Raw genomic sequence first — 10,629 nt, 5'->3', positions numbered from 1 at the left:
CCCCCCCCCCCCCCAACAAGGTGATGATCCTCGAGCATTCGATCTATTCGGTGATCTCGCCGGAAGGCTGTGCCTCGATCCTGTGGAAGGACTCCGCAAGGGCCCGCGACGCCGCGATCGCCATGAAGATCACGGCGCCGGACCTCCTGGCCATGAAGATCGTCGACGAGATCATCAAGGAGCCGCTGGGCGGTGCCCACCGTGCTCCCGCCGTGACCATGAAGGCGGTCGGCAATGCCATCGAGACACAGCTCAGCCAGCTGGAGAAGATGTCGCCGGCCGAGCTCAAGAAGCAACGCCGCGAGCGCTTCCTGGCCATCGGGCGGACGATGCCGGAGCTGAAATAGGCAGGGGCCTTCCAGCGACGATCACGGAAAACGGGGATGAAAAAATTTTTATCCCCGTTTTTTTGTGCGTGATGTGTCGGGATTTCAGGGGCTTGTGATTTTTTCGCGGGAAAAAATCCGCCGGGGGTCTGTCCGGGGGGAGTATCGGGCAGAGTCGGCAGATGTAGGAGGATCGAATGAGGGTTTTGGCGGGGGCACGGATTGGCGCTTTGTGTGTTGGAGAAGCGCCGGGAGGATTGCAGACGAAACGCGTCTCTCCCGCGTCATCCCACGGGGCCGCGCAGCGGCATCCGGGGGACCCCAGCCACCAAGGATGCGGGTAGAGCGAGGTGTCTGCGGCGGGCCGGTTGGGTGAGGTCCCCCGGATCCCGGCTGGCGCAGGGACCGTGGGATGACGGGATTTGGGGGAGCGGATACGATCGGAATGGACACCACTGACACACCGCCTCGGGGCGCTATGGTTGGTTGGGAAATTGTGCTGTCCCGGCTTAACGTCGGCCTTTCGGAGGTGGTCAATGAGAGTGCTAAACGTGATGGTTCCCGTTCTTGGATTGGTCTTCACGGCCTGCTCACCTAAAAGCGCGTGGACAGAATACAGGGAGGTTTTTCCTGGTCACGCCGGAAGCGTCGTACTGAACGGCAAGTTCTCTCGATATGACGACCTTTCGATGGTTGCGCGCGACTGCTCTGAAGAGACTGGGTTAGCCTTGTGCCTCCAAGGGCCGATCACCTTTGCGCTGCCTCATGAAATTCTCAGCCCGGATGAAAGTTGGCAGGTTGATGGATGTACATTCTCGCTTTCTCGCGACATAGGTCATGAGTTCGATGTTGGTGTTATTTACATATATTCACAGTGCCGGAATGATCTGTTCTTATATTCATACGATGAAACAATCGGATTGGGTGGATTTTCATTGTTAAAGAACTCTGGTGAGGCTTTATATGTTTACCGCTTGGTTTCCGGTAGAGGTTTCGTCTGCCATGTTGAGCGTGAGGGGGTGAGTATTCAAATTTCGGATTGTGATGTGGAGCACCTTGAAACTTGAGATAATTGGGAGAGACATGATTGAACGCCCGCAGCCATCCAAACTGTCTCGATTGCCCCGCTATCTAGGTCGCCACGAAAGGTCGTGAAGTTCCGACGCCGGTTGTTTCCTACTAGAGCCCACATGGCCCGCCTAGCGGGCGCTTCTCTTCCCTCTCCGCGACCGACTCACCGGTCGAGGAGAAGGAATGTTTTCCTTGCGCCGGGCGCGGAAATGACCATTGACCTCGTGGTGGCCAGCGGGCCTCAGAAAGAGATGAATGGGCAGGTGCGGGCGCTGATGCGTCCGCTTTTTTGTGTCGGCGGGAGTCGCCCGGAAGCGGGGTTGGCGTCAGCCCGCACGCAGCAAAAAGGGCGGACACCTGGGTGCCCGCCCTTCTCCTGGCTCGTTGTGTCAGTAAGCGCCCTAATCGAGGGTGCGGACTTCCACTTCGCCGATGTTGAGGGCCCGGATGGGGGCCTCGATTTCGGCGAGGTCGCCGACGATGACCCAGACCAGCTCATTCGGGCGGACCAGGGTGTCGGTGACGCCGCGGACCTCGTCGAGGGTGAGGCCCTCGAAGCGGTCCTTGAGGGTCGCCGGATAGTCCCAGTCGCGGCCGAGATTGTGGCTCGAGACGAGGCTGGAGCGGACCGCGCTGGCGGTCTCGAACTGGCCCGGCAGGGCGCGCACATTGTTGTTGATGGCACGCTGCAGCTCCTCGGCGGTAACCGGTTCATCGCCGGTGATGCCGGCGAACTCGTTGAGGAGTTCGGTCACCGAGTCGGCGGTGCGGTCGGTCTGCACCGGCGCATAGACGATCCACGGCCGCTGGCCACGGGCGCCCGAGAGGAAGGTATAGGCGCCATAGGCCCAGCCCTTGTCTTCGCGCAGGTTCATGTTGACGCGGGCCGAGAACTGGCCGCCCAGCGCGTCATTCATCGCGGTGATCGCCTCATTGTTCTCGACGCGGCCTTCCGGGCCGATGCGGCCGGCCAGGATGACGCTCTGCGGCGAGTTGGGGCGGTCGACCAGGATGACTCGCGGCTGGCCGGCATTGCTGGCCTGGGCGAGGTTCTTCTGCGGCACCGGGCTGGACGGGGCCCGCCAGCCGCGGAAGGCCCGCTCGAGCATGCCCTCGATCTCGTCCAGCGAGGTGTCTCCGACCACGAACAGGGTGGCATTGTCCGGACGCAGCCAGGCGTCGCGGTGGGCCTGCAGGTCGTCGACGGTGAAGCTAGTCACCGCGTCGGGATGGCCGGAGCCGGTGAAGGGCACGCTGTAGGCATGGCCTTCGCCGTACATTTCCGGCGGCAGCAGGCGCAGGCCGAGGCTGACCGGCTGGGCCATTTCCTGCTCGATGGCGTTGAGGCGCATCTGGCGCAGGCGCTCGAGGTCGCCGCTGTCGAAGCTCGGATCGGTGATCACTTCGGCCATCAGGTCGAGCGAGTCGCGCAGCTGGGTGCGCAGGGCTGACAGTGTGACGAAGGACTGGTCGAGCGAGGTGCCGGTGGACAGCTGGGCGCCCAAGCGCTCGGCCTCGGCGGCGATTTCCAGCGCGTCCATGTCGCCGGCGCCCTCGTCCAGCATGTCCATGGTGAAGCTGGCCAGGCCGGGCTTCCCGCCGTCGACGGAATCCGCAGCATAGCCGGCATCGAAGACCATCTGGACCTGCACCACCGGGACGGCGTCACGGCGCACGAAGACCAGGTCCATGCCGTTCGACAGGGTGGTCGTCTCGACCTGCGGCCAGTCGAGGTCCGGCGTCGAGGCGACGACCGGCAGGGCCGAGCGGTCGGCGTCGGTCTCCTGGCTCGCCATCTCGCCGAAGGGCAGGACGGTGATCTGGTGGTAGCCGGTGTTCAGCCATTCCCGGGCGGTGGCCAAGACGGCTTCCGGCGTGGCGGCATTGACGCGTTCCAGATAGGTGCGCCAGAAGCCCGGATCGTCGGCGTAGAGCTGGCCCTGGGCCAGGGTCACGGCCTTGCCGGAGAAACCACCAATCTGTTCCAGACCGCGAATGCTGCCGGCATTGATGCGGGTCTGCACCGCGGTCAGCTCGTCCTCGGTCGGACCCTCGGCCAGCATCTCGGCGATGATCTCGTCGAGACGGGCGGTGGCGGCGTCGATATCGGCGTCCGGGGTCAGCGTCAGCACGACTTCGAAGAAGCTGGCCAGCTGGTGTTCCTGGACATAGGCGTAGGCGCTGGTCGCGACCTGGCTGTCATAGACGAATTCGCGGTACAGGCGCGAGGTCCGGCCGCCGCCCAGCGCGGTAGCGAAGAGTTCCAGCTCGGCCCGCTCCTGCGTGGTCCGGCCCGGCACCACCCAGGTCCGGTAGATGCGCGGCTGCGGCACTTCGTCGAACATGACCTCGGCGGTGTCGTATTCCCGTTCCGGGACCCAGTTCTGGATGCGGCTGATCGGCGGACCCACCGGGGCGTCGTTGAAATAGCGCTCGACCAGCGGCCGGGCGGTCTCGGCATCGATGTCACCGGCCAGGACGAGGATGGCGTTGGAGGCGCCGTAATACTGGCGGAACCATTCCTGTACGTCCTCAAGCGAGGCGGCGTTGAGATCTTCCATCGAGCCTATGGTGGAGTGGGCGTAGGGGTGGCCTTCCGGGAACAGGGCGCGCAGCTGGGCGTAATTGACCAGTCCGTAGGGCTGGTTGTCACCCTGGCGCTTCTCGTTCTGGACCACGCCGCGCTGTTCGTCGAGCTTGTCCTGGGTGATCGCCCCGAGGAGGTGGGTCATGCGATCGGATTCCATCCACAGGGCCATTTCAAGCGCCGGGGTGGGGACGGTCTGGAAGTAGTTGGTGCGGTCGAACCAGGTCGTGCCGTTCATGCCGGTGGCACCGACATCCTCGAACGGCCCGAAGTAATCCTCGTCAAAATTCTCCGAGCCATTGAACATCAGGTGCTCGAACAGGTGGGCGAAGCCGGTGCGTCCGGCCGGTTCGTCGGCCGAGCCGACGCCATACCAGACGCTGACGGCGACGATCGGCGCCTTGCGGTCCTCGTGGACAATGACGGTCAGGCCATTGTCGAGCGTGAAGCTCTCGTAGGGAATGTCGATGTCGGGCACCTGGGCCGGTGCCGTTGTCGCGACGAGCGCGAAAGTGGCCGCAACGGCCATGAAAGTCCGGATCATGAGGTCCTCCCCGTTTAGTTGCCCGGCATTAAATAGGGCGATCTGGGGGCGGGCAATGCTTGCGACCTTAACTTGAGTTCACAATCCGAGGTCGACTTCCAGCCAGGGCAGTTCGCGGCCCGGGAAGACGTCGGACGGGCGCATCTCGACGCGGCGGGCGCCCATGTGCAGATAGGCGGGTTCGGCATAGGGGTCGGACAGGATGGTCATGGTCGTATGGCCGAGGGCGCGCAATTGTGTCTTGGCGTGCTCGAACAGGTCCCGACCGGCACCTGTGCCGATTGCCTCGGGAGAGACAAAGAGCAGGTCGAGCGTGCCGCCCGGACCATCCGGGGCGATCTGGGCCACACCGACCAATTGCCCGTCGGCATCCTCGGCAACGGTGGTGTGGCCGGCCTGGATGGCCTCTGGGCTGACTTTCAGATAGGGCGAGACGGCGGCCATGAAAGCCGGGTCATAGCCCCAATAGGCTTTGGACTTGAGGCACAGGCGGGACAGGTCCGCCTCCTCTCCGGCGCGGGCCGGACGAAGACGGACCTGGGCCACGATGTCAGACCGTGAAGGTGTCGGTGGTGCCGCCGACGAGGCCGTGGCAATGCTTGAACTTCTTGCCGGACCCACACGGGCAGGCCTCGTTACGTGCCACCCGGCCCCAGGTCTCCGGACGGTTGGGGTCACGCGGGGTCGAAGTGCGGCGCTGGGTCGGGGCGATGCGGGCGGACACCGGTTCACCGGTCGGCCCGTCCATCTCGTTGCGGCCGGTGCGCGGGTCGATGTGGGTTTCCGTCATCTCCGGTGTCTCTGGCGGGGCCGGCGGACGCTCGAAGCGGATCATCATCAGCTGGCGGGTCACCTCGCCGCGCAGATTGTCCATCATCCGTTCAAACAGGTTGAAGGCCTCGGTCTTGAACTCGTTGAGCGGATTGCGCTGGGCGTAGGAGCGCAGGCCGATCATCGAGCGCATGGCGTCGAGGTTCTGCAGGTGCTCTCGCCAGTTGATGTCGATGGCCTGGAGCAGGATCGACTTCTCGATGCGGCGCATCAGATCGGGCCCGGCATTGGCGGCTTTCTCGGCATAGGCACGGTCGGCGGCATCGGAGATACGCTCGAGGATTTCCTCGTCGGCAATGCCCTCTTCCCGGGCCCACTCGTCAACCGGCAGGTCGAGCGCGAAGGTCTTCTTGATCTCTTCCTTGAGGCCCTCGACGTCCCACTGGTCGGCATAGGCCTTGGGCGGAATATGGGTCTCGACCAGATCCTCGGCGGTCTGGTAGCGCATGTCCTTGATGACGTCGGAGACGTCGGCGGCGGTCATGAAATCGATGCGCTGCTCGAAGATCGCCTTGCGCTGGTCGTTCATCACGTCGTCGTATTTGAGGACGTTCTTGCGGATGTCGAAATTGCGTTGTTCGACCTTCTTCTGCGAGGTCTCGAGTGCCTTGGACATCCACGGGTGCTGGATGGCTTCGCCTTCCTTCATGCCCAGGGTGCGCATGATGGAGTCGAGGCGTTCCGGCGCGAAGATGCGCAGCAGGTCATCCTGCACGGAGATGTAGAATTTCGAGCGGCCCGGATCGCCCTGGCGTCCGGTCCGGCCGCGCAGCTGGTTGTCGATGCGGCGGCTTTCATGGCGCTCGGTGGCCAGCACGTAGAGGCCGCCGGCCTCCAGCGCCTGGCGCTTCTTCTCGGCGATATCGGCCTTGATGGCGTCCATCTCGCGGTCGATCTCGGTCTGCGTCGGCTCCTTGCCGGCCGCCTTCTGGGCTTCGAGCCATTCCGCGAAGCGCATGTCCAGATTGCCGCCGAGCTGGATGTCGGTACCGCGGCCGGCCATGTTGGTGGCGATGGTCACGGCACCCGGCACGCCGGCCTGGGCGATGATGCCGGCTTCCTGCTCGTGGTAGCGCGCATTGAGCACCTTGTGCTCGATCGGCAGGAGCTTGAGCATTTCCTTGAGCGTGTGCTCAACGGGCCGTGCGGATTTCTCGAACTCGGCCTTGGACGCCTCGTCCTTGGGATAGAGATGGCCGAGCGTCTTCTTGAATACGGTCTTGTCGGTCATCAGCTGGGAGATGATTTCCGACTTCTCGATCGAGGCGGTGCCGACGAGCACCGGCTGGCCTCGCTTCTGGCAGTCGACGATTTCGTCGATGATGGCGGCGTATTTTTCCGCCAGGGTCCGGTAGACCTCGTCCTCGTCGTCGATGCGGGCGATCGGGCGGTTGGTCGGGACCTCGACCACGCCGAGACCGTAGATCGAGTGGAATTCGTCGGCCTCGGTGAGGGCCGTGCCGGTCATGCCGGCCAGCTTGTCGTAGAGGCGGAAATAATTCTGGAAGGTGACCGAGGCGAGGGTCTGGTTCTCCGGCTGGATATCGGTGCCTTCCTTGGCCTCGATGGCCTGGTGCAGGCCATCGGACAGGCGGCGGCCCGGCATCATGCGGCCGGTGAACTCGTCGACCAGGACAACCGCATTGTCCTTGATGATGTAGTCCTTGTCCTTGACGAAGACCTTGTGCGCCTTGAGCGCCTGGTTGACGTGGTGGACCACGGAGACGTTTTCGACGTCGTACAGGTCACCCTCTTCCTTCAGCAGGTCGTGCTCTCGCAGCAGGCGCTCGATTTCCTCATTGCCCTCTTCAGTGAGCAGGATGGAGCGGGCCTTCTCGTCGATCTCGTAGCATTCCTCGCCGAGCAGGGGGATCAGCTTGTCGATGGTCTTGTAGAATTCGGTCCGGTCCTCGGTGCGGCCGGAAATGATCAGCGGCGTACGCGCCTCGTCGATCAGGATCGAGTCGACCTCGTCGACGATGGCGAAGCCGTGGCCGCGCTGCACCATCTCGTCGACGGTGTATTTCATGTTGTCGCGGAGGTAGTCGAAGCCCAGCTCGTTATTGGTGGCGTAGGTGACGTCGCAGGCGTAGGCGGCCCGGCGTTCGCCGTCATTCATGCCGTGGGCGATGACGCCGGTGGTCATGCCGAGCTGGGCGAACACCTTGCCCATCCACTCGGCGTCGCGCGTGGCCAGGTAGTCATTGACCGTGACCACGTGCACGCCCTTGCGGGGCAGGGCGTTGAGATAGCAGGGCAGGGTGGCGACCAGGGTCTTGCCCTCGCCGGTCTTCATCTCGGCGATCGAGCCCTGGTGCAGGACGATGCCGCCCATGAGCTGGACATCGTAAGGGCGCAGGCCAAGGGCCCGGCGGGCGGCCTCGCGGACCGCGGCGAAGGCCTCGGGCAGCAGCGCGTCGAGCTTCTCCCCCTTGTCCAGCCGGTCGCGGAATTCCCCGGTCTTGGCTTTCAGGGCGTCGTCGGAGAGTTTTTCGAACTCCGGTTCGAGGCCATTGATCTTTTCGACCAGGGGGCGCAAACGCCGGATCGTGCGATCGTTTTCGGTACCGAATAACTTGCGGGCAATGGACAGCATGTGTTCTGGCTTTGCGAACTGTGCGAGTACCGGCGACCGGCGCTCGAATGTTCGTCCGTTCGCCGAGGACGCCAGCATTGCATTGAAACGTCTGGCTGACTTAAGGATGGGGCTGGGACGTGTCAATCAAGCCGCGCGGCTGAGGCCGTCAGGACTACTGTTTTTCAAAGGATGGCGCGCGTGTCACCCATTGCCAAATCCGGCCTCGCCTGCCTGGCCGTACTCGCCCTAGCCAGCTGCGGCCCCGAGCCGCGGCGCAGTCTCGACCACGAGCAACCGCGTGGGACTGTGCTGTCTCCCGACGACGCCGACCCCGTCCTCGCCCGTGTCGACGGTACCGTGATCCGCCGCTCGGATGTCGAGCGCGAGGCGCTGGCGCAGGCCGAGGAGACAGGTGAAAGTCCGCCGGAGCCGGGCAGCGACCGGTTCGCCGAGCTGCTGGAGCAACTGATCGACCAGCGCCTCCTGGCGCTCGAAGCCCGCCGTCGCGGCCTGCACCAGTCCGAGGAAGCCCAGCGACGCCTGGCCCTCGCCCAGGAACGCATTCTCGGCAATGTGCTGGTGGAAACGGCGCTGGCCGATGCGGTCACCGAGGAGACGGTACAACGCATCTATCAGGAACAGGTCCGGCTGATCCCTCTGGGCGAGGAAGTGCGTGCCCGGCACATTCTGGTGGATACCCGGGAGGAGGCGGACGCGATCGCCGAGCTGCTCGCCGAGGGGCGCGACTTCAATGAGCTGGCCGTCGCCATGAGCCAGGACCAGGCCACACGCCTGGAAGGCGGGGATCTGGGCTACTTCACGTCCGGAGGTGTACTGCCGGCATTCGGCGCAGTGGCTTTCAACACACCCGTCGGGGCGATCTCGGAGCCGTTCCGCACCGAGTTCGGCTGGCACATTCTGAAGGTCGAGGATACGCGGCGGCAGCCACCGCCTTCGCTGGAATCGCTGCGCGCCAACATCGTGCGCTTCTACACCTTCGACCAGCTGGAGGCTTTGATCGACGGGTTGCGGGCCTCGGCCGAGATCGAGCGGGCGGACATGGACGTCCTTGTCCAGACACAGGCGGACGACGCAGGACCGGAGGATGGCGCCGCCGATGCCGGTGGCGACCCGGCCGGTACGGACCCGGGCGATGACTAGGCCTCGCCGCGGGTTTGAACCAAATTTTAAAGGAGTTGTGCCAGCATGACGGGTATTGGCCCCAAACCGGTGCTTTACGTTGCCGCCTGCGCCCTGCTCGATGCCGATGGACGCATCCTGATCGCCAGGCGGCCGGAAGGGAAACCGATGGCGGGCCTGTGGGAATTCCCCGGTGGCAAGATCGAGCCGGGTGAAACGCCGGAGCAAGCTGTGGTGCGCGAATTGCGGGAAGAGCTGAGTGTGGAGCCGTGTGAACGGTGCCTGCATCCCTTTGCCTTCGTGTCGCACCCTTATGACGACTTCCACATCGTCATGCCGCTCTTCCTGTGCCGCACCTGGGACGGTTTCCCGCACCCCACCGAAGGCCAGGAGATTGCCTGGGTCCGCAAGGAGCGGTTGCGCGATTACGCGATGCCGGCTGCCGACCTGCCCCTGGCCGCAGAATTGAGGGACAGGCTATGAGCAAGTTGCAGGAATTCCTGCGTCATGAGGGTGGCGCGACGGCGATAGAGTATTCATTCATCGCCGTTGTCGTATCCATTGCCGCGATCGGCGCCCTCATGGTCATCGGCCCGCTCGTGGCCGACATGCTGTCCCAGTCCGGCGAGGCGTTCTAGCGCCCGGCCTTTTCGCCCAGCGATGTTTCCTGCACGCCCAGCGCATCGGCGAGCCTATGCGTGGCCGACCCCGGTCGTTTGGGCTTGGGCTGGTCGGGGTGGGGGGCCCAGCCACCGGCATGCACGATCTCGAAACTCGCGCGGACACGTCCGTCGGGATCGGCGAAGCGGTCGGCATAGATTTCTGCCATGCGGTTGAACAGACTGCGCGTTGCAGGCGTTCGCGACCGGTTCGAGAGTATTGAAGTCTCGCCCATGCCCCGCAGATCCCTCAACAGGGCGAAGGCGTTGTCGTAGCGCACCGTGACGCGGTCGATGTCGGCGACCGGCATGGCGAAACCGGCGCGTTGCAGCAGGGCCGCCATGTCGAAGGTTCCGGCGAAGGGGGAGACCCGCGGGCTGACCCCGCCCTTGATCTCGGTTTCCGCTGCCATCAGGGACTGCCGCAACTCGGTCAGCGTGGCCCCTCCGGGCAGGGCGCAGGCGAAAAAGCCGTCAGGCTTGAGGGCGCGGTTGATCTGGATCAGCACGCCGGGAAGGTCATTGGTCCAGTGCAGGCCCCAGGGAGCCATGACCAGGTCGAGGCTTTCGTCCGCGAACGGCAGGGACTCCTCGTCAGCAACGACAAGGCCCGGTGATGTGGCCCCCGGCCGGGCCAGGTCTGCCTGCATGACCTGGCCGGTCTTCCGTGCCGCCGGATGTGTGGCCCACTGCTCCAGGCGGCCGGGACCGCCGCCGACAATCAGGGCTGTCGGGAAATCGCGGGTGATGCTGTCCACACGGTCGCAAACGTCATCGAATGCACGCTCTGCGAGAAAGTTGTAGTCTTCGATCCCCGTCATCGCCCGGCGACGGCGCTGACGCAGCAGCTGGCGATCAAACAGGAGAGGCGGTTGGTCTTGGCTCATGTCGTG

At 64.2% G+C, this 10,629-nt stretch carries 8 protein-coding genes and 1 pseudogene; 5 read left to right on the top strand and 4 right to left on the bottom strand.

Annotated features, from left to right (window positions below; genetic code table 11):
• Positions 1-347 (top strand): annotated as a pseudogene (locus ACXYMR_RS02380) (acetyl-CoA carboxylase carboxyltransferase subunit alpha); the annotation flags it as partial.
• Between the two features lie 530 nt (positions 348-877).
• On the top strand, positions 878-1,393 hold the full coding sequence (locus tag ACXYMR_RS02375) for a hypothetical protein (RefSeq protein WP_458941149.1): 516 nt from the start codon (positions 878-880) through the stop codon (positions 1,391-1,393).
• Positions 1,394-1,798: 405 nt separating this feature from the next.
• Here the strand turns inward: ACXYMR_RS02375 and ACXYMR_RS02370 are convergent, their stop codons facing one another.
• The 3 genes from ACXYMR_RS02370 to secA all read right to left on the bottom strand — a co-directional run bounded on the left by ACXYMR_RS02370 (position 1,799) and on the right by secA (position 7,955).
• A complete protein-coding gene (locus tag ACXYMR_RS02370; protein ID WP_458941148.1) occupies positions 1,799-4,528 on the bottom strand; it encodes a M16 family metallopeptidase in 2,730 nt (909 codons plus the stop codon).
• A gap of 78 nt (positions 4,529-4,606) precedes the next feature.
• Complete coding sequence (locus ACXYMR_RS02365; RefSeq protein ID WP_458941147.1) at positions 4,607-5,074, bottom strand: GNAT family N-acetyltransferase; 468 nt, start codon at positions 5,072-5,074, stop codon at positions 4,607-4,609.
• 4 nt (positions 5,075-5,078) lie between these two features.
• Positions 5,079-7,955 (bottom strand): preprotein translocase subunit SecA, encoded by a 2,877-nt coding sequence (gene secA / locus ACXYMR_RS02360; RefSeq protein ID WP_458941146.1) that lies wholly within the window; start codon positions 7,953-7,955, stop codon positions 5,079-5,081.
• A gap of 180 nt (positions 7,956-8,135) precedes the next feature.
• On the opposite strand from secA, the gene ACXYMR_RS02355 reads away from it, so the two are divergent.
• Genes ACXYMR_RS02355 through ACXYMR_RS02345 form a run of 3 tightly spaced genes read left to right on the top strand, consistent with a single transcriptional unit; the run spans position 8,136 to position 9,715 of the window.
• Positions 8,136-9,098 carry a peptidylprolyl isomerase gene (locus ACXYMR_RS02355; protein WP_458941145.1) on the top strand — a complete coding sequence of 321 codons (963 nt, stop codon included), beginning with the start codon at positions 8,136-8,138 and terminating at the stop codon, positions 9,096-9,098.
• A 45-nt stretch (positions 9,099-9,143) separates the two neighbouring features.
• A complete protein-coding gene (gene mutT / locus ACXYMR_RS02350; RefSeq protein ID WP_458941144.1) occupies positions 9,144-9,560 on the top strand; it encodes an 8-oxo-dGTP diphosphatase MutT in 417 nt (138 codons plus the stop codon).
• Positions 9,557-9,715 (top strand): Flp family type IVb pilin, encoded by a 159-nt coding sequence (locus ACXYMR_RS02345; RefSeq protein WP_458941143.1) that lies wholly within the window; start codon positions 9,557-9,559, stop codon positions 9,713-9,715. The genes mutT and ACXYMR_RS02345 overlap by 4 nt, the downstream gene beginning before the upstream one ends.
• On the opposite strand, the gene ACXYMR_RS02340 is transcribed toward ACXYMR_RS02345, so the two are convergent.
• Positions 9,712-10,623, bottom strand: coding sequence for a methyltransferase domain-containing protein (locus tag ACXYMR_RS02340; RefSeq protein WP_458941142.1), 912 nt, complete (start codon positions 10,621-10,623; stop codon positions 9,712-9,714). The two genes, ACXYMR_RS02345 and ACXYMR_RS02340, sit on opposite strands and share 4 nt — an antisense overlap.
• Positions 10,624-10,629 lie beyond the last annotated feature (6 nt).

The organism is Maricaulis sp. CAU 1757 (assembly GCF_054482675.1).
This window is presented reverse-complemented; position numbering and strand designations above follow the sequence as displayed.